The organism is Pseudomonas hydrolytica (assembly GCF_021495345.1).
GTDB lineage: Bacteria > Pseudomonadota > Gammaproteobacteria > Pseudomonadales > Pseudomonadaceae > Aquipseudomonas > Aquipseudomonas hydrolytica.
Genome location: NZ_CP099397.1, coordinates 2682837 through 2701678, shown reverse-complemented (window position 1 = coordinate 2701678; position 18842 = coordinate 2682837). Strand labels below are relative to the sequence as shown.

Genomic DNA, 18842 nt, shown 5'->3' with positions numbered 1-18842 from the left:
TCATTTCCTCGGGTCGAAGGCATCGCGGGCGGCTTCGCCGATGAACACCAGCAGGCTCAGCATGATCGCCAGCACGGCGAAGGCGCTGATGCCCAGCCAGGGCGCCTGCAGGTTGCTCTTGCCCTGGGCGACCAGCTCGCCCAGCGACGGTGCGCCAGGCGGCAGGCCGAAGCCGAGGAAGTCCAGCGCAGTCAGCGTGCCGATGGCGCCGGTGAGGATGAAGGGCATGAAGGTCATGGTCGAGACCATGGCGTTGGGCAGGATGTGGCGGAACATGATGGCGCCGTTGCCCATGCCCAGCGCCCGCGCCGCACGCACGTACTCGAGGTTGCGGCCGCGCAGGAATTCGGCGCGCACCACGTCCACCAGGCTCATCCAGGAGAACAGCAGCATGATGCCCAGCAGCCACCAGAAGTTCGGCTGCACGAAGCTGGCCAGGATGATCAGCAGATAGAGCACCGGCAGGCCGGACCAGATCTCGAGAAAGCGCTGGCCGAGCAGGTCGACCCAGCCGCCGTAGAAGCCCTGCAGGGCGCCGGCGATGACGCCGATCACCGAACTGGCAAGGGTCAGGATCAGGGCGAACAGCACCGAGATGCGAAAACCGTAGATCACCCGCGCCAGCACGTCGCGCCCCTGATCATCGGTGCCCAGCCAGTTCTGCGCCGAGGGTGGGGCAGGGGCCGGAACCTCCAGTTCGTAGTTGATGCTCGAATAGCTGAAGGGAATCGGCGGCCAGATCATCCAGCCGTCCTTTTCCGCGATCAGCTCCTGGATATAGGGGCTCTTGTAGTTGGCCTGCAGCGGGAACTCGCCGCCGAACACCGTTTCCGGGTAGCGCTTGAGCACCGGGAAGTACCACTGCCCGTCATACCGCACGGCCAATGGCTTGTCGTTGGCGATCAGCTCGGCGCCCAGGCTCAGGGCGAACAGGATGAGGAACAGCCACAGCGACCACCAGCCACGCTTGTGCGCCTTGAAACGGTCGAAGCGGCGTTGATTGAGAGGGGAGAGTTTCATGCTCAACCCTCCCGGCTTTCGAAGTCGATGCGCGGATCGACCAGGGTGTAGGTGATGTCACCGATCAGTTTCACGATCAGCCCCAGCAAGGTGAAGATGAACAGGGTGCCGAACACCACCGGATAGTCGCGGTTGATCGCTGCCTCGAAGCTCATCAGGCCCAGACCATCGAGGGAGAAGATCACCTCGATCAGCAGGGAACCGGTGAAGAAGATGCCGATGAAGGCGGCAGGGAAACCGGCGATGATCAGCAGCATGGCGTTGCGAAACACATGGCCGTAGAGCACGCGATGGTTGGTCAGGCCCTTGGCCCGGGCCGTGATCACGTACTGTTTGTTGATCTCGTCGAGGAAGCTGTTCTTGGTCAGCAGGGTCAGGGTGGCGAAGTTGCCGATCACCAGGGCAGTGACTGGTAGCACCAGGTGCCAGAGGTAGTCGAGGATCTTGCCGCCTAAGCTGAGCTCCTCGAAGTTGTTCGAGGTCAGCCCGCGCAGCGGGAACCAGTCCCAGTAGCTGCCCCCGGCAAACAGCACGATCAGCAGAATGGCGAAGAGGAACGCCGGGATGGCGTAGCCGACGATGATCGCCGAGCTGGTCCAGACGTCGAAGGCGCTGCCGTGGCGGGTAGCCTTGGCGATGCCCAGGGGGATGGAGACCAGATACATGATCAGGGTGCTCCATAGTCCGAGCGAGATCGACACCGGCATCTTCTCGATGATCAGGTCGATGACCTGAGCATCGCGGAAGAAACTGGCACCGAAGTCCAGCTGGGCGTAGTTCTTCAGCATGATCCAGAAGCGTTCCGGCGCCGACTTGTCGAAGCCGTACATCTTCTCGATCTCGGCGATCAGCTGCGGGTCAAGGCCCTGGGCGCCGCGGTAGTTGGAGCCGGCCACCGAGACCTCGGCACCACCGCCGGCGATGCGGCTGGTGGCGCCATCGAAGCCTTCGAGCTTGGCGATCATCTGCTCCACCGGCCCGCCGGGGGCGGCCTGGATGATGATGAAGTTGATCACCAGAATGCCGAACAGGGTCGGGATGATCAGCAGCAGACGGCGGATGATATAGGCCAGCATGTTATTGCTCCGCCTGTTCGGCCGCTTGCCGCTGCGCTGCGCTGGGCTGCTCGAGGCCCGGGCGTACCCACCAGGTGTGCAGGCCGATGTCGTACAGCGGCGTTACCTTGGGATGCTCGAAGCGGTTCCAGTAGGCGACGCGCCAGGTCTTGATGTGCCAGTTGGGGATCACGTAATGGCCCCACAGCAGGACACGGTCAAGAGCGCGGGTATGGGCGATGAGGCTTTGCCGCGAATCGGCGTTGATCAGGCCTTCGACGAGCTGGTCGATGGCCGGGTCCTTGAGGCCGATGTAGTTGCGGCTGCCGGGATTGTCGGCGCTGGAGGAGTGCCAGTATTCGCGCTGCTCGTTGCCCGGCGAGTTGGATTGGCCGAAGCCGCCGACGATCATGTCGAAGTCGCGCGAGCGCAGACGGTTGATGTACTGCGAGACGTCGACGCGGCGAATCACCAGCTCCATGCCGAGGTCGGCCAGGTTGCGCTTGAAGGGCAGCAGAACGCGCTCGAACTCGGTCTGCGCCAGCAGAAACTCGAAGCTCACCGGCTGGCCGCCTGCGTCGAGCATGCGGTCGCCCTCGATGCGCCAGCCGGCCTGCTGCAAAAGCTGATAGGCGCGGCGCTGCTGTTCGCGGATGATGCCGCTGCCGTCGGTGACCGGTACGCGGAACTCTTCGCTGAACACCTCGGCCGGAATCTTGCCCCGTAGCGGCTCGAGAATCGCCAGCTCGTCTTCACCGGGCAGGCCCTGCGAGCCCAGTTCGGAGTTATCGAAATAGCTGCGGGTGCGAATGTAGGCGCCGTTGAACAGGCGCTTGTTGGCCCATTCGAAGTCGAACAGCAGGCCCAGGGCCTCGCGTACGCGGCGGTCCTGGAACTGCGGGCGGCGGGTGTTGAAGATGAAGCCCTGCATGCCGGTCGGATTGCGGTTCTGGATCTCTTCCTTGATCAGCTGACCGTTGGCGACGGCGGGGATGCTGTAGGCAGTCGCCCAGTTCTTCGCACTGGTTTCCAGCCAGTAATCGAACTGTCCGGCCTTGAGTGCTTCCAGGGCCACGGTGTTGTCGCGGTAGTAATCGACCTGCATCTGGTCGAAGTTGTAGAAACCGCGGCTCACGGGCAGGTCCTTGGCCCACCAGTCCTTGACGCGCTCATAGCGGATACTGCGCCCGGCCTGCACCCGGCCGACGCGGTAGGGGCCGCTGCCCAGCGGCACTTCCAGATTGCTGCGGCTGAAGTCGCGCTCGGCCCACCAGTGCTTGGGCAGCACTGGCAGCTGGCCGACGATCAGGGGTAACTCGCGGTTGCCGGCGTGCCTGAAGATGAAGCGCACGCTGTGCGGCGACTCCACCTCGACGCGCTCGACGTCGGCGTAGTAGCCGCGGTACATGGGCGCGCCTTTCTCCATCAGGATGTCGAAGGTGAACTTGACGTCCTCGGCGGTGACGGGCTCGCCATCGTGAAAGCGCGCTTCCTTGCGCAGTAGGAAACGCACCCAGGCGTTGTCCGGTGCCTTCTCGATCTTCTCGGCGAGCAGGCCATAGCTGGTGAAGGGTTCGTCCAGGCTCTGCACCGTGAGGGTGTCGTAGATCAGGCCGATGTCGGTAGCGGAAACGCCCTTGCTGATGAAGGGGTTGAGGCTGTCGAAGCTGCCGAAGCCGGCCTGGCGGAAAATGCCACCTTTCGGTGCGTCAGGGTTGGCGTATTCGAAGTGCTGGAAGTCGGCGGGATACTTCGGTGGTTCATCATAGAGGGTGGCGGCGTGCTTGGGGGCGGCGAGGGCGAGGCCGGCCAGGCCGAGCAAGATGAGGCTGCTACCGTGGAGCAGGATACTGCGCAGCGGGTGGATCATCGAGCGTTCTCCGTAGGCTTCAGCCACCAGGTGCGCAAGCCCAGGGTATAGGGCGGCGTGGTGACGAAGGCGAACCGGTTGCGGTACGCCAGGCGGTGATAGTTGATGTACCAGTTGGGAATGCTGTAGTGCTGCCAAAGCAAGACCCGGTCCAGCGCGCGGGTGGCCGCGATCTGTTCGTCCCGGGTCTGCGCCGACAGCAGTTTGTCGATCATCTCGTCGACCACCGGGTCACTGACCCCCGCATAGTTGCGGCCACCCTTGATGCCCACCTGGCTGGAATGGAAGTACAGCGACTGTTCCAGGCCGGGGCTCAGGGTCTGTGGCAGGGTGAGCAGGATCATGTCGTAGTCGAACTGGTCGAGGCGTTGCTTGTACTGGGCACGGTCGACAGTGCGCAGATTGGCGCGAACGCCGACGCTGGCGAGGTTGGCGACATAGGGTTGAAGAATGCGCTCGAGGCTGGGGTTGACCAGCATGATCTCGAACTCGAGGCGCTCGCCGCGGGCGTTGCGCAACTCCTGGCCGGCGGGCTTCCAGCCGGCGTCGGCCAATAGACCGAGCGCGCGACGCAAGGTTTCCCGAGGGATGCCGCGGCCATCGGTTACCGGTTGTGTCGGCGGTTCGGTGAACAGCTGGGCGGGTAGCTTGTCGCGGTGTGGCGACAGCAGCAGCCATTCGGCGCCCTCGGGCTTGCCGGTGGCCGAGAACTCGCTGTTGGGGTAGTAGCTGGTCGCGCGCACGTAGGCGTTGTTGAACAGGGTGCGATTGGTCCATTCGAAGTCGAACATCAGCCCCAGCGCCTGCCGCACCCGGCGGTCGGCGAACGTGGCGCGCCGGGTGTTCATGAACAGCGCCTGGGTCTGGGTCGGTATCTGGTGCGGAATCTCGGCGCGGATCACGTCGCCGCGGATGACGGCCGGGAAGCGATAGCCGTTGGCCCAGTTCTTCGCCTGGTTCTCGATATAAAAGTCGAACTCACCGGCCTTGAAGGCTTCGAAGGCCACATGGTTGTCGCGGTAGAACTCCACTTCGACCCGGTCGAAGTTGTACTTGCCGCGGTTGACCGGCAGATCCTCGCCCCACCAGTTCTTCACGCGCTGAAACACTAAGCGTCGGCCGGGTACCACCTGGATGATGCGGTAGGGGCCGCTGCCCAGAGGAGGTTCGAAGGTGGTCGCCTTGAAGTCGCGGTCCTTCCAATAATGCTGCGGCAGTACCGGCAATTCGCCGAGACGCAGGATCAGCAGCGGATTGCCGGCGCGCTTGAACACGAAGCGGATGCGATGGCGGCCGAGAATGTCGACCCGTTTCACTTCCTGCAGGTTGGTACGGTATTGCGGATGGCCATCGCTGCGCAGCAGGCGGTAGGAGAAGGCCACGTCATAGGCGGTAATCGGCTTGCCGTCGTGAAAGCGTGCTTCCGGGCGCAGGTTGAACACCACCCAGCTGCGGTCCTCGCTGTACTCCACGCTTCTGGCGATCAGGCCGTAGCTGGAGGCTGGCTCGTCCCCGGACGGATCGTAGGGGCCGGTGCCGACCATCAGCGGTTCGTTCAGCTCGGTCACGCCGTACTGCAGGAAATGCGCGGTGGAAATCGGGCTGCTGCCCTTGAGTGGGTAGGGGTTCAGTGTATCGAAAGTGCCCGAGGCCATGATGCGCAGGGTGCCGCCCTTGGGCGCCTCGGGGTTGACCCAGTCGAAATGGGTGAAGCTGGCGGGGTACTTGAGTGTCCCGAACTGGGCGTAGCCGTGGCTTTCGCTGATAGTCGCAGAGGCGGGAAAGCTCAAGGCCAGGCTCAGGGACAGCAGGAGGAGGGGACGCATCGGGCGTGAGATCCGATCCATGGCGGCTTTTGGGCTTCTGGGTCGGTACAGTAACAGCTTGTCTGGGCAGGAAAAAGAGCGCCGTTCCGGGCGAGCAGTGACGGCACTTTGGCATACACTTCATGTACACACCACGAGGGTACGAATTTGTCGGAACGCAGCCATGGTTTGCAGTCATGGATCGATCGCCTGAACCAAGCCGAACTACCCGCGCTGGCCGCCGTGGTGCAGGATCTGCAGCGCCTGGCCCAGCAGGATTCGGCCTCGGTGCAGCAGCTGGCCGACGTGTTGCTGCGTGACGCAGCGCTGACCAGCAAGGTGCTGCGGGTCGGCAACAGCGTCTATTACAACCCCTCGCAGGAAACCATCAAGACCATTTCGCGGGCCATCGTGCTGATCGGCTTCGACAATGTGCGACTGATCGGGCTGTCGGTGAGCCTGATCGACGGCCTGCTCACCCGCGCGCCCCGCGAGCAGTTGCAGGAGCTGCTCGCGCGTTCCTTCCACGCCGCCGTACAGGCACGCAACATCGCCGGTTACGTGCTCTCCAAGCATGCCGAGGAAGTGTTCATCGCCGCCTTGCTGCATCATCTCGGCGAGTTGGCCTTCTGGGGCTGTGGCGGTGAGCAGGCCGATGAACTGGCCGCGGCCCTGGCGCAACCGGGGGTCGAAACCGAGGAGGCGGTGCGCGAGGTGCTGGGCACCAGCTTCCGGCAACTGACCCAGGGGCTCGTGAAAAGCTGGAACCTGGGCGAGACCGTCAGCCTGGCCCATGCCGGCGCCAATCAGCACGACCCGGCGGCCTATGCGGTGCAGCTGGGGGTGCGTATCAGCGAGGCGGCGCTGCAGGGCTGGGATTCGCCAGAGATGGAAGCCGTGCTGGCGAAGATGGCCGCATTCGTCGACCTCAGTCCGGAGGAGGCGCTGCAGCAGGTGCTGGCCAGTGCCGACGAGGCGGTCAAGGTGGCCTCCACCTTTGGCGCCAGCAAGCTGTGTCGGCTCATTCCCAATACCGACCCCGAGCAGATTCGCCTGCAGCAGGAAGAGCGCAAGGCGCGCCTGTTGCAGCCGGACCTGCTGGTCATGCAGCAGGCGCTGCAGGACCTCGGCCTGATGGTAAGCAAGCGCGCCGATGTCGGCCTGATTCTCGATACCCTGCTCAAGGGGCTGCACCGCGGCGCCGGTCTGGAACGGGTGATGCTGGCGGTGCTGGCGGATGGGCAGAGCTGTTTTCGCGCCAAGCGCGTGATGGGCGACAAGACCGAGCAGTGGCTGCAGGACTTCGTTTTGCCTGCCGAGCAGGTCGAGCAGCCCCATATCTTCAGCTATGCACTGCGCCACCGCGAGCCGATCTGGATGGGGGTGCCGGCCAGCTACAACCTGGCCGAGCTGGTCACTCAGCCGATCCGCCGCAGCCTGGGCGCGGGAATGTTCTTCATCGCGCCGATCATCGCGGGAACGCGAGAGATCGGGGTGCTCTATGCCGACAGCAGGTTATCCGGCAGGGCGCTGCGCCACGAACAGTTCGTGGCCTTCCAGCGCTTTACCCAGTTGACCGGGCGCTGCCTGGAGGCGATCAGCAAGCGTTGATCAGGGCAGGAAGAGCGTCACTGTCTGCCCGGGGCGCAACGTGCTGCTGCGCGGGTTCCAGGCCTGCAATCGCTTGAGGTCGATCTTGAAACGCTTGGCGATGACGTACAGCGAATCGCCTTGCTGAACCCGGTAGTAGGTGGCCTTGTCGCGCGCACTGCTGGCTGGCTTGGCGCTGGCGACCTGTGTGGCGCCTGCGCCCGGTTCCGTCAGATTGAGCACCTGGCCAACTTTCAGCTGGTTGCCTTGCAGTTTGTTCCAGCGCTGCAGGTCGTGCACGGCGACCTGGTTGGCGCGGGCGATCTGCCACAGGTTGTCGCCGTTCTTCACCTGATAGGTGCGCGCCGCCGGAGCCTGAGCCACGCTACGCTGCTGATACAGCGGCTCGCTCGGCTGCACGCCGGGCTTGCCGGGAATGGTCAGCACCTGGCCGATGCGCAGATTGTTGCCGCTCAGACGATTGACGTCCTTGAGCATGCTCACGCTCAGGTGATGACGGTTGGCGATGCCGTGCAGGCTGTCGCCGGAACGTACGGTGTAGCTCTGCCAGTCGACCAGCTCCTGAGGCTTCATCAATGCCAGGTTGGCGCTGAGCAGTTCGGCCTTTTCGGTCGGTACCAGGAGGTGCTGCGGGCCGTCGAGCGTGATGCCGCGTTTGTAGGCGGGGTTCAGCTGCAGCAGTTCCTGCTCATCCAGGTCGGCCAGTTTGGCGACTCGGGAGAGGTCCATGTGCTGCTTGATCGCGACCTGCTCGAAGTAGGGCTCGTTGGCAATCGGTGACAGCGTCACGCCATAGGCCTCGGGCGTCAGGATGACCTGCGACAGGGCCAGGAGTTTGGGCACGTAGTCCTCGGTTTCCTTGGGCAGCGACAGGTTCCAGTAGTCGCTGGGCAGGCCGAGCTTTTCGTTGCGTTCGATGGCGCGGCTGATGCGGCCTTCGCCGGCATTGTAGGCGGCCAGGGCGAGCAGCCAGTCGCCGTTGAACATCTCGTGCAGGCGGCTCAGGTAGTTGAGGGCGGCCTGGGTCGAGGCGGTGACGTCGCGCCGGCCGTCGTACCAGTTGGTCTGGCGCAGGTTGTAGTGACGACCGGTGGAGGGAATGAATTGCCAGAGACCGACGGCATGGGCGGAAGAGTAGGCCTGCGGGTCGTAGGCGCTCTCGATCACCGGCAGCAGGGCCAGCTCCATCGGCATGTCACGTTCGGCCAGGCGCTCGACGATGTAATGGATGTAGGGAGCGCTGCGCTCGCTGACGGTGTCGACATGCCGCGGGTTGCTGGCGTACCAGAGGCGCAGACGTTCGATGCGGGGGTTGATGCCGATCTCGTCCTGAAGCTTGAAGCCGTCGCGCATGCGTTCCCAGATATCGGTGTACTCGCGCGGTTTGACCTGGTTGTTGAGCCACTCCGGCTCGCGCTCCAGGCCCACGGCTCGGGAGGTGTCAGCCGAGCGGTCCGGGGTATCGCTGGGCAGGCTCTGACAGCCGGCCAGGATCATGCTGCACATCACCGCTAGCGCTCGAGCGCTTCGCACCAATGCCTTTGTATTCAATGGCTTGCGTGATGATAAAGGCATTGGGTGAGGTGTTTGTCCCGGCGAAAAGATCGGGCGATTCTAGGAACCGAAGCGGGGGTGGTCAAGTTTTCGCCAGCCATTTGTGACCGGCATCCCGTCGGTCACCCAGATGGGGCGTTGCGGGTGCCGGGGACGCTGGCGCTCGGCAATTCTCTGCCTGCCTTGCGGGCCCTCAGAAGCGGTCCTTCCAGGCGCGCAGGCTGGCGAACACGGCGCTCGGTTCGCTCGAGGACCGCTCGTCGTTTCGTTTGGCGGCCTCGATCACGCCGGGCTCGCCGGTGCGCAGAAAGGGATTGGTGGCCCGCTCCAGCTCGATGCTCGAGGGCAGGCTGATGCGGCCCTCGTCGCGCCAGCGGCTCACCTCGGCCAATCGCGCGCTGACGTCCGGGTTGTGCGGCTCGACGGCATGGGCGAAGCGCAGGTTGCTCAGGGTGTACTCATGGGTGCAGTAGACCCGTGTTGCACCAGGCAGGGCGGCCAGACGGCTAAGCGACTGGTGCATCTGTTGCGGCGTGCCCTCGAACAGGCGACCACAGCCGCCCGCGAACAGGGTGTCGCCACACAGCAGCAGATTCTGCTCGGCGTGGTAATAGGCGATATGACCGAGGGTATGGCCAGGCACGGCCATGATCTGGAAACGCAGGCCGAGCACCTCGATCAGGTCGTTGTCGCCCAGATCCACGTCACGCGCCGGGATCTTCTCCGCCGCCGGACCGGCGACGCGTGCGCCGGTGGCCTTCTTCAGCTGTTCGACGCCACCGACGTGGTCGAAGTGGTGGTGGGTGATCAGGATATCGCTCAGCGTCCAGTCGCCATGAGCCTCCAGCCAGGCCAGTACCGGCGCCGCATCACCTGGGTCGACCACCGCGCAGCGGCGGCTGGTCGGGTCCTGCAGCAACCAGATGTAGTTGTCGTTGAAGGCGGGCAGCGCGTCGATCTGAATCATTGTGGGTCGCTAAGCTGGTGATAAAGGTGCATCTTAGACAGGACATGCAGAACCTGTCATGCGGAGGCAGCGATGACTGATCAGGCATTCGCCCAGGCCGACCCCGAGTGGCTCAAGCTCATCGGCGAGGCGCGCGACTGGCTTGCCGGGCCGCTCGGCCAGCTGTTGCTGGAGGAGGAGCGGCGCCTGCTGGAGGAGGAGCTGGCGCGTTTCTTCGGCGGTTATCTGGTGAGCTACGGGCCAGGCGCCGAAGGCCCGCCCAAGGCCGGGCAGATTCAGCACAACGTGCGCCTGGGCGCGCCGATGCCCGGCGTGCAGATCGTCTGCGAGGAGCAGTCCTGGCCGCTGGGCGAGCACGCGGCCGATGTGGTGGTGCTGCAGCATGGTCTGGACTTCTGTCTGTCGCCACACGGCTTGCTGCGCGAAGCGGCGCGCAGCGTGCGGCCGGGCGGGCACCTGCTGATTCTGGGTATCCATCCCTGGAGCGGCTGGGGCGCGCGGCGTCTGTTCGCGCAGGACGGGCTCAGGCAGGCGCGCTGCATCTCCCCCAGTCGAGTGGGTGACTGGCTGACGCTGCTGGGCTTTGCGTTGGAGAAACGGCGGTTCGGGTGCTATCGTCCGCCGCTTGCGTCGCTCGCCTGGCAAATGCGCCTGCGGCGACTGGAACGTTGGGGGGAGGCCTGGCAACTGCCGGGGGCCGGCTTTTACCTGCTGGTAGCGCGCAAGCTGGTGGTCGGTTTACGGCCGCTGCGGCAATCGCGTCGTGAGCCGATGGGCAAGCTGTTGCCATTGCCGGTGGCCAAGATCAGCCGCCGCGACATCGATACCTGAAAGGCTCCCCCGACTGGTCAATTCCGTACAGAGCCTGTGAATGTCTGAAACCGATGAAGTGGTGATCTACACCGACGGCGCCTGTAAGGGCAATCCCGGCCCCGGAGGCTGGGGGGCATTGCTGGTCTACAAGGGCGTGGAAAAGGAGTTGTGGGGCGGGGACCCCAGCACCACCAACAACCGCATGGAGCTGATGGCGGCGATTGCCGGCCTGATCGCCCTGACCCGGCCCTGCTCGGTCAAGCTGGTGACCGATTCGCAATATGTGATGAAGGGCATCCAGGAATGGCTGCCGAACTGGAAGAAGCGCGGCTGGAAGACCGCCTCGAAAGAGCCGGTGAAGAATGCCGACCTCTGGCAGAAGCTGGATGAAGAGGTCAACCGTCATCAGGTCAGTTGGCAGTGGGTGCGTGGGCACACCGGCCATCCGGGCAACGAGCGCGCCGATCAGTTGGCCAACCGTGGCGTCGACGAGGTGCGCTCGGCGCGCTGAGCCGTGGGGGCTCCACCTGGGTTAAGATGCCGCGCTGAAAATGTGGCAAGCAGATAGATGAGAGAGGCAAGGCGTGACAACCGATAACACCGTCAACCGCTATGTGGTGCTGGATACCGAAACCACCGGCATGCCGGTCACCGACGGGCACCGCATCATCGAGATCGGTTGTGTCGAACTGCTGGGGCGGCGCCTGACCGGGCGCCACTTCCATGTCTACCTGAACCCCGATCGCGAGATCGACGAAGGCGCCATCGCGGTTCACGGCATTACTAACGAGTACGTCGCCGACAAGCCGCGATTCAAGGATGTGGCCGATGAGTTCTACGAATTCATCAAAGGCGCCCAGCTGATCATCCATAACGCAGCGTTCGACGTTGGCTTCATCAACAACGAGTTCGCCCTGCTGGGGCAGAGCGAGCGTGCCGATGTCAGCGACTACTGCTCGGTGCTCGACACCCTGATGATGGCGCGTGAACGCCATCCGGGGCAGCGCAACAGCCTCGATGCGCTGTGCAAGCGCTATGGCGTCGACAACTCCAACCGCGAACTGCACGGCGCACTGCTCGACTCGGAGATCCTCGCCGACGTCTACCTGGCGATGACCGGTGGTCAGACCCATCTGTCGCTTGCCGGTGAGGGCGCCGATAGCGATGGCAGCGGTCGTCAGCAGGCTACGCCGATTCGTCGTCTGGATGCCGCGCGTCCGCGCACCCGCGTCATTCGCGCCAGCGAGGATGAACTCGCGGCGCACCTGGCGCGCCTGGCTGCCATCGAGAAATCCGCCGGTGGGCCGTCATTGTGGGCGCAGCTGGAAAAGGCGCCGGAATAACCGAGCAGCGCAATTGCGACCTTTTCTTATAGCGTGATGCACAGGGGGTTCCGCCGATCAGGGGGAGCCTCTAACCTGAGGCGATGGGCAGGCGAGGGCCTGCCAGCTTTCAGGACGTCAAAATGTATAAAGATCTAAAATTCCCCGTCCTCATCGTTCACCGCGACATCAAGGCCGACACGGTGGCCGGCGATCGCGTGCGCGCCATTGCGCGCGAGCTGGAACAGGACGGTTTCAGCATTCTCCCCACCGCCAGTGCAGCCGAGGGCCGCATCGTCGCCTCCACCCACCACGGTCTGGCCTGCATCCTGGTGGCCGCCGAGGGCGCGGGGGAGAACAGTCGTCTGCTGCAGGACATGGTCGAGCTGATCCGCGTGGCGCGGGTGCGTGCTCCGCAATTGCCGATCTTCGCCCTCGGCGAGCAGGTCACCATCGAGAATGCGCCGGCCGAGGCCATGGCCGATCTCAATCACCTGCGCGGCATCCTCTATCTCTACGAAGACACCGTTTCCTTCTTGGCCCGTCAGGTGGCGCGGGCGGCGCACAACTACCTCGACGGCCTGCTGCCGCCGTTCTTCAAGGCGCTGGTGCAGCACACCGCACAATCCAACTATTCCTGGCACACGCCCGGTCACGGCGGCGGCGTGGCTTACCGCAAGAGCCCGGTAGGCCAGGCGTTTCACCAGTTCTTCGGGGAAAACACCCTGCGTTCGGATCTGTCGGTGTCGGTGCCGGAGCTGGGTTCGCTGCTCGATCACACCGGCCCGCTGGCCGAAGCCGAGGCGCGCGCCGCGCGCAACTTCGGCGCCGACCACACCTTCTTCGTGATCAACGGCACGTCCACGGCGAACAAGATCGTCTGGCATTCGATGGTCGGGCGTGACGATCTGGTACTGGTGGACCGCAACTGCCACAAGTCGATCCTGCATTCGATCATCATGACCGGTGCGATCCCGCTGTACCTGTGCCCCGAGCGCAACGAGCTGGGCATCATCGGGCCGATTCCGCTGTCGGAGTTCAGCCGTGAATCGATCCAGGCCAAGATCGACGCCAGCCCGCTGGCACGCGGTCGCGCGCCTAAGGTCAAGCTGGCGGTGGTGACCAACTCCACCTACGACGGGCTTTGCTACAACGCCGAGATGGTCAAGCAGGCGCTGGGTGATTCGGTCGAGGTGCTGCACTTCGACGAGGCCTGGTACGCCTACGCCGCGTTCCATGAGTTCTATGCCGGCCGCTACGGCATGGGTACCCAGTGCGACGAGCGCTCGCCGCTGGTGTTCACCACCCATTCCACGCACAAGCTGCTGGCCGCGTTCAGTCAGGCCTCGATGATCCATGTGCAGGATGGCGGGCAGCGCCAATTGGACCGTGACCGCTTCAACGAAGCCTTCATGATGCACATCTCCACGTCGCCGCAGTACGGCATCATCGCCTCACTGGATGTGGCCTCGGCGATGATGGAAGGCCCGGCCGGGCGTTCGCTGATCCAGGAAACCTTCGACGAGGCCCTGAGCTTCCGTCGTGCCCTGGCCAACGTGCGCCGCAATCTCGATGCCGAGGACTGGTGGTTCAGCATCTGGCAGCCGGGCGAAGCCGATGGCGCCGACAGCCTGTCGACTGCCGACTGGGTGCTGCAGCCGGACGCCGACTGGCATGGTTTCGGCGAGGTAGCCAATGACTACGTGCTGCTTGACCCGATCAAGGTGACGCTGGTGATGCCCGGTCTCAACGCGGCCGGCAAACTGGAGGAGCGCGGGATCCCGGCGGCGGTGGTCAGCAAGTTTCTCTGGGAGCGCGGCCTGGTCGTGGAAAAGACCGGTCTGTATTCCTTCCTGGTGCTGTTTTCCATGGGCATCACCAAGGGCAAGTGGAGCACGCTGCTGACCGAACTGCTGGAGTTCAAGCGCAGCTACGACGCCAATCTGCCGCTGGTGGACGTGCTGCCCTCCATCGCTCATGCGGGTGGCGGCTGCTATCAGGGCATGGGGCTGCGCGATCTGTGCGATGCGCTGCATGGCTGCTACCGCGACAACGCCACGGCCAAGGCGTTGAAGAGCATGTACACGGCTTTGCCGGAAGTGGCGATCAAGCCGGCCGAGGCCTACGACCGCCTGGTGCGCGGCGAGGTCGAGGCGGTGCCGATCGATCAACTGCAGGGGCGCATCGCTGCCGTGATGCTGGTGCCTTATCCGCCGGGCATTCCGCTGATCATGCCGGGTGAGCGCTTCACCGCCGCGACCCGCTCGATACTCGACTACCTGGCCTTCGCGCGGACCTTCGATCAGGCCTTCCCGGGCTTCGACATCGACGTGCACGGCCTGCAGGCCGAGGCGGGGCAGTATTGCGTCGATTGTCTCGTGGAGTGATGTGCCCGAGGTGACTGCCGGGGGCAAGACCCTCGGCAGATCAAGCCCTTATCCGTGATACTCAAAGCGCTTGTTAACGTCCGGGGCGTGCCCTGCGTCACAGTGGCAAGCATCGACTTTTATCGCGTGCTTGTTATAGTTGCTCGGTTATTAATCACAAAATCGTTACTGTGCTGCCGAGCCACGGCTGAGGATGACTGCCATGTCCGACTATCAAGCCTTCCGCGTCGAGTTGGCGGACAAGATCGCCCATGTGCAGATCAACCGCCCGGACAAGGTCAATGCGATGAATGCCGACTTCTGGCGCGAGATCATCGAGATCTTCCGCTGGGTCGATGCCACCGATGCGGTGCGGGTGGTGGTGCTGTCCGGTGCAGGCAAGCACTTTTCCTCCGGTATCGATCTGATGCTGCTGGCCTCGGTTGGTTCCCAACTGGGCAAGGATGTCGGCCGCAATGCCGATGCCCTGCGCCGCAAGATCCTCGAACTGCAGGCTTCCTTCGTTGCCGTCGACCAGTGCCGCAAGCCGGTGCTGGCCGCGATCCACGGCTACTGCCTGGGTGGCGCCATCGACCTGATCAGCGCCTGCGATATGCGTTACGCCACGGTCGACGCGCAGTTCTCCATCAAGGAGATCGACATGGGCATGGCGGCCGATGTCGGTACCCTGCAGCGCCTGCCGCGTATCATCGGTGACGGCATGATGCGCGAACTGGCCTTCACCGGGCGCAGCATCGACGGCGCCGAGGCCGCGCGTATTGGTTTGGTCAATCGCACCTACGAGAGCCAGGAAGCCCTGCTGGCCGGGGTCATGGCAATCGCCGCGGACATTGCCGCCAAGTCGCCGGTGGCGATTCGCGGTACCAAGGAAATGATTCGCTACATGCGTGATCACCGGGTCGACGATGGCCTGGAGTACATCGCCACCTGGAACGCTGCCATGCTGCAGTCGGAAGACCTGCGTCTGGCCATGACGGCGCACATGACCAAGCAGAAACCGGAGTTCGCCGACTGATGCCGTATCCACTGTTGTCCGCTGCGAGTCTCGAGGTGCCTAGAGCATGGTGAGTGGAGCCACATCCCTGAACCTGGTGCGCGACGAACTGTTCGTCACCATGGAAGAGGCCGAGCAGAGCCTCGAGCACTTCATCGCCGAACGTCACAACGGCAGCCTGCTGCAACAGGCAGTGGAAAGCCTGCAGCAGGTGCGCGGCACCCTCAATCTGATCGAGCTGGCCGGCGCCGAGCTGCTGGCGCAGGAGGTGCTGGATCAGGCTACCGATATCCCCGCCGGCGCCGGCGAGGAGCGCGACGTGCAGTTGGCCGCGCTGAGCAACGCGCTGCACGTGTTGCGCCGCTATCTGGAGAACGTCGACGCCCATCGCCAGGAGATGCCCGAGCTGCTGCTGCCGGCAATCAATGACCTGCGCATGGCCGGCGCCCAGCAGCCTTTGCCGGAAAGCTTCTTCTTCAGCGTGCGCCTCGATCATGCGCGGCCGCACAGCGCTACCCAGCCGCTGGATGGCGCGGCCAAGCTCAGCGAAGGCAAGCGCCTGCGCCACATGTATCAGGTGGGGTTGCTCGGCTTCATCCGCGAGCAGAATCCGCAGGCCAGCCTCAAGCTCATGGTGCGCGCCATGGCGCGTCTGGACAGCCTGTTCGCCAACGAGGCACGCGGGCGCATGTGCTGGATCGGCGCCGCTGCCATCGAGGCGCAGTGCGATGGTCAGCTGCTGCCGCGCAAGGGGCGCAAGCAGCTGTTCTCGCGCCTGGATCGCGAACTCAAGCTGATGCTGAGCAATCCGCAGTACGAAGCGCCGCGCAGCCTGCTCAAGGAGCTGCTGTATCTGGTCGCGCTGGCCGACAGCCACGGTCCGCTCGCCAGCGCCATGCGCGAAGTCTTCGGGCTGACGCCGCTGCCGTTCACCGATCATCTGCTGGAAGAGGAATACCAGCGCCTGGCGGGGCCGGGGCAGGCGGTGATGCGTTCGCTGTCCACGGCGATTCGCGAAGAGCTGGCCAGCGTCAAGGACATGCTCGATCTGCTCGAGCGTGGCACCCTGCAGGGCGAAACCCTGGGTACTCTGCATGCGCTGCTGGGCAAGCTGGCCAAGACCCTGGGCATGGTCGGCCTCAACTCCGCGGGCAACTCGCTGAGTGCGCAGCTGCCGCTGGTGGCGGCCTGGAACGACAATACGGCCCCGCAGCCGGAGCAGTTGCACAAGCTGGCCGATGCCGTGCTGTATGTCGAAGGCATGGTGGCCAGCCTCGAGCGAGGCGAGGGGCGCGATACTCGACCGGCGCCGGTCGAGCCGGGCAACGAGGCCGACTCCTTCGCCAATCACCAGCTCAACGAGGCGCGTATCGTCGTGGTCGACGAGGCCCAGGCCGGTCTGGCGCTGGCCAAGCGCGCCATCACCGCATACCTGGAGGCGGGCGGCGACAAGATGCACCTGGCCAACGTGCCGTTCAGCCTGCAGGCGGTGCGTGGCGGGCTGTGGTTCCTCGAGCAGCGCCGGGCAGCCATGCTGGTCGGCGCCTGCGCCGACTATATCCAGACGCGCATGCTCGAGTCCGGGCAGATGCCGTCGGAGCAGATGCTGGAAACCCTGGCCGATGCGCTCAGCAGCCTGGAGTACTATCTGGAAGCCGGTGCCGTGATGCGGCCCGAGACCCGTCCCAGCGTGCTCGATCTGGCTGAAGAGAGCGTCAAGGCGCTGGGCATGCCGGTGGCGGCCTGATGATCTGGCGCAACGCCTTTCTCGACCCGGCCCAGCCGGGCGGCTGGGCGTTGCTCTACCACCAGCAGCATTTTCTGGCCGACAGCAACGGCGTGTTGTTTCCTCGCGACTGGATCAAGCGCCAAGACCTGCAGATCGTCGGCGAACAGGGCATCGGCTATTTCGGTGAGGACGCCATCTATCTACTGCAGGTGAAACCGTCGTCCATGCTGGATGGTTGCAGCTGGCAGAGCCTGCGTCAGTTCATGCTGCAAGGCGAGGCGGAGACTTTCCGCATGCTGGCGTACGCCGCGCAGATCGGTACCTGGTACGCCGAGCATCGCTTCTGTGGCAGCTGCGGTGCGCCGACGCGCCAGTTGCCGGGGGAGCGAGCGATGCGTTGCGACGGCTGCGAGTCGCAACACTATCCGCGCATCTCGCCGAGCATGATCGTGCTGGTCACGCGTGGGGACGAGATCCTGCTGGCCCGTTCGCCGCGCTTCGTCACGGGCGTCTACAGCACCCTGGCCGGCTTCGTCGAGCCGGGCGAATCGGTGGAGCATTGCGTGGCGCGCGAGGTGCGCGAGGAAGTCGGCGTCGAGGTGAAGAACCTGCACTACATCGGCAGCCAGGGCTGGCCATTCCCGCATTCACTGATGCTCGGCTTCCACGCCGAATATGCCGGTGGCGAAATCGTCATGCAGGAAGACGAGATCGAGGATGCGCGCTGGTTTCGCGTCGATGAGCTGCCGCCGTTGCCGGCTTCGCGTTCCATCGCCCGCCATCTGATCGATCTCTACGTGGCGCGCCGCCTCGGTCTGCCCGAGCCCAGTCTGCCGTAGGGCGGGGCAACCCGCCAAATCGATGCTGTGGCAGGTCGCACCCGCCCTACGCGACCCAGTGCTGCCAGACCAGGCGTGCGGTCAGTGCCAACACCACCAGAATGAACACCGGGCGAATGAATTTCGAACCGCCCTTGATTGCCGTGCGCGCGCCCAGGAAGGCGCCGACCATCAGTGCCGCGCCCATGCTCAGACCAAGCACCCAGGCCACCTGACCGAAGGCGATGAATACCGCCAGTGCCGCGGCGTTGCTGACGAAATTCATGGTGCGTGCCACGCCACTGGCGCGCACCAGGTCGAGCGGATACATCAGCAGGCTGCTGACCGTCCAGAAGGCGCCGGTGCCCGGGCCGGCCACTCCATCGTAGAAACCCAGACCAAGCCCCTGTGGCCACTGCCGGCCGCGGGCGATCGGCAGGTTCTGTTCCGTCGGAGCCTCGGGCATGCGGCCGAACAGCAGATACAGGCCGCAGGCGAACACCACCGCCGGCAGCATCTGGTTGAGCCAGGCGGCGGGCATCCAGTGGGCGATCACCGCGCCGAGCAGGGCACCAATCAGCGTGGCCAGCAAGGCGCTGCGCCACTGCCCGGGGTCGAACAGCTTGCGCCGGTAGAAGGTCAGCGCTGCGGTGCCCGAGCCGAAGGTGGCGCACAGTTTGTTGGTGCCGAGCACCAGATGAGGCGGCAGGCCGGCAGTGAGCAGGGCGGGGATGGTCAGCAGGCCGCCACCTCCGGCGATGGCGTCGATGAAACCGGCGGTGAAGGCGACCAGCGCGAGAATGGCCAGGGTGCTGGGGTCGATGGCGAGTTCGAGGGCGAAGGGCATATAAAGTGTCGACTTGTGGGCGAGTGCGCAGCCTGCTGGCTGTTCGCGGT

15 protein-coding genes are annotated in these 18842 nt (G+C 64.5%); 8 read left to right on the top strand and 7 right to left on the bottom strand.

Annotation, left to right across the window (positions count from 1 at the left end; all coding sequences use genetic code 11):
• The 4 genes from L1F06_RS12480 to L1F06_RS12465 are packed head-to-tail and all read right to left on the bottom strand — an operon-like array spanning window position 1 to window position 5771.
• A complete protein-coding gene (locus L1F06_RS12480; RefSeq protein ID WP_003239960.1) occupies window positions 1–1020 on the bottom strand; it encodes an ABC transporter permease in 1020 nt (339 codons plus the stop codon).
• Window positions 1021–1022: 2 nt separating this feature from the next.
• On the bottom strand, window positions 1023–2096 hold the full coding sequence (locus tag L1F06_RS12475) for a microcin C ABC transporter permease YejB (protein ID WP_003239962.1): 1074 nt from the start codon (window positions 2094–2096) through the stop codon (window positions 1023–1025).
• Between the two features lies 1 nt (window position 2097).
• A complete protein-coding gene (locus L1F06_RS12470) occupies window positions 2098–3945 on the bottom strand; it encodes an extracellular solute-binding protein (protein ID WP_003239964.1) in 1848 nt (615 codons plus the stop codon).
• Window positions 3942–5771: an extracellular solute-binding protein gene (locus tag L1F06_RS12465; RefSeq protein WP_129482404.1), complete on the bottom strand. Its 1830-nt coding sequence runs from the start codon at window positions 5769–5771 to the stop codon at window positions 3942–3944. The genes L1F06_RS12470 and L1F06_RS12465 overlap by 4 nt, the downstream gene beginning before the upstream one ends.
• A gap of 168 nt (window positions 5772–5939) precedes the next feature.
• On the opposite strand from L1F06_RS12465, the gene L1F06_RS12460 reads away from it, so the two are divergent.
• Window positions 5940–7361: an HDOD domain-containing protein gene (locus tag L1F06_RS12460; protein WP_435301303.1), complete on the top strand. Its 1422-nt coding sequence runs from the start codon at window positions 5940–5942 to the stop codon at window positions 7359–7361.
• Here L1F06_RS12460 and L1F06_RS12455 read toward each other — a convergent pair whose 3' ends face one another.
• A complete protein-coding gene (locus L1F06_RS12455; RefSeq protein WP_129482406.1) occupies window positions 7362–8936 on the bottom strand; it encodes a lytic transglycosylase domain-containing protein in 1575 nt (524 codons plus the stop codon).
• Between the two features lie 172 nt (window positions 8937–9108).
• Entirely contained in the window at window positions 9109–9882 is a 774-nt protein-coding gene (gene gloB, locus L1F06_RS12450; RefSeq protein WP_129482407.1) for a hydroxyacylglutathione hydrolase, read from the bottom strand.
• 72 nt (window positions 9883–9954) lie between these two features.
• Here gloB and L1F06_RS12445 point away from each other — a divergent pair, with 72 nt between their 5' ends.
• From L1F06_RS12445 to nudC, 7 genes are all read left to right on the top strand, one after another.
• The gene (locus L1F06_RS12445; RefSeq protein WP_003239977.1) at window positions 9955–10713 is read left to right on the top strand and encodes a class I SAM-dependent methyltransferase; all 759 of its coding nucleotides are present in this window, start codon (window positions 9955–9957) and stop codon (window positions 10711–10713) included.
• A 40-nt stretch (window positions 10714–10753) separates the two neighbouring features.
• Entirely contained in the window at window positions 10754–11206 is a 453-nt protein-coding gene (gene rnhA, locus L1F06_RS12440) for a ribonuclease HI (RefSeq protein ID WP_012018492.1), read from the top strand.
• A 130-nt stretch (window positions 11207–11336) separates the two neighbouring features.
• Window positions 11337–12038: a DNA polymerase III subunit epsilon gene (gene dnaQ, locus L1F06_RS12435; protein ID WP_252576783.1), complete on the top strand. Its 702-nt coding sequence runs from the start codon at window positions 11337–11339 to the stop codon at window positions 12036–12038.
• A 122-nt stretch (window positions 12039–12160) separates the two neighbouring features.
• Window positions 12161–14404, top strand: coding sequence for an Orn/Lys/Arg family decarboxylase (locus L1F06_RS12430; protein WP_129482409.1), 2244 nt, complete (start codon window positions 12161–12163; stop codon window positions 14402–14404).
• A gap of 202 nt (window positions 14405–14606) precedes the next feature.
• Window positions 14607–15419, top strand: coding sequence for a crotonase/enoyl-CoA hydratase family protein (locus L1F06_RS12425; protein WP_129482410.1), 813 nt, complete (start codon window positions 14607–14609; stop codon window positions 15417–15419).
• A 46-nt stretch (window positions 15420–15465) separates the two neighbouring features.
• Entirely contained in the window at window positions 15466–17145 is a 1680-nt protein-coding gene (locus L1F06_RS12420) for a FimL-related protein (RefSeq protein WP_129482411.1), read from the top strand.
• Window positions 17145–17966 carry an NAD(+) diphosphatase gene (gene nudC, locus L1F06_RS12415; protein ID WP_129482412.1) on the top strand — a complete coding sequence of 274 codons (822 nt, stop codon included), beginning with the start codon at window positions 17145–17147 and terminating at the stop codon, window positions 17964–17966. The genes L1F06_RS12420 and nudC overlap by 1 nt, the downstream gene beginning before the upstream one ends.
• A gap of 46 nt (window positions 17967–18012) precedes the next feature.
• Here nudC and L1F06_RS12410 read toward each other — a convergent pair whose 3' ends face one another.
• Entirely contained in the window at window positions 18013–18792 is a 780-nt protein-coding gene (locus tag L1F06_RS12410; protein ID WP_129482413.1) for a TSUP family transporter, read from the bottom strand.
• Window positions 18793–18842: the final 50 nt, after the last annotated feature.

Coding starts and splice junctions, on each gene's coding strand:
- L1F06_RS12455 (WP_129482406.1), bottom strand. CDS start 8,936: ATGCCTTTATCATCACGCAAGCCATTGAATACAAAGGCATTGGTGCGA.
- nudC (WP_129482412.1), top strand. CDS start 17,145: ATGATCTGGCGCAACGCCTTTCTCGACCCGGCCCAGCCGGGCGGCTGG.
- L1F06_RS12430 (WP_129482409.1), top strand. CDS start 12,161: ATGTATAAAGATCTAAAATTCCCCGTCCTCATCGTTCACCGCGACATC.
- gloB (WP_129482407.1), bottom strand. CDS start 9,882: ATGATTCAGATCGACGCGCTGCCCGCCTTCAACGACAACTACATCTGG.
- L1F06_RS12410 (WP_129482413.1), bottom strand. CDS start 18,792: ATGCCCTTCGCCCTCGAACTCGCCATCGACCCCAGCACCCTGGCCATT.
- L1F06_RS12480 (WP_003239960.1), bottom strand. CDS start 1,020: ATGAAACTCTCCCCTCTCAATCAACGCCGCTTCGACCGTTTCAAGGCG.
- L1F06_RS12475 (WP_003239962.1), bottom strand. CDS start 2,096: ATGCTGGCCTATATCATCCGCCGTCTGCTGCTGATCATCCCGACCCTG.
- L1F06_RS12465 (WP_129482404.1), bottom strand. CDS start 5,771: ATGCGTCCCCTCCTCCTGCTGTCCCTGAGCCTGGCCTTGAGCTTTCCC.
- L1F06_RS12470 (WP_003239964.1), bottom strand. CDS start 3,945: ATGATCCACCCGCTGCGCAGTATCCTGCTCCACGGTAGCAGCCTCATC.
- L1F06_RS12445 (WP_003239977.1), top strand. CDS start 9,955: ATGACTGATCAGGCATTCGCCCAGGCCGACCCCGAGTGGCTCAAGCTC.
- L1F06_RS12420 (WP_129482411.1), top strand. CDS start 15,466: ATGGTGAGTGGAGCCACATCCCTGAACCTGGTGCGCGACGAACTGTTC.
- L1F06_RS12425 (WP_129482410.1), top strand. CDS start 14,607: ATGTCCGACTATCAAGCCTTCCGCGTCGAGTTGGCGGACAAGATCGCC.
- rnhA (WP_012018492.1), top strand. CDS start 10,754: ATGTCTGAAACCGATGAAGTGGTGATCTACACCGACGGCGCCTGTAAG.
- dnaQ (WP_252576783.1), top strand. CDS start 11,337: ATGCCGGTCACCGACGGGCACCGCATCATCGAGATCGGTTGTGTCGAA.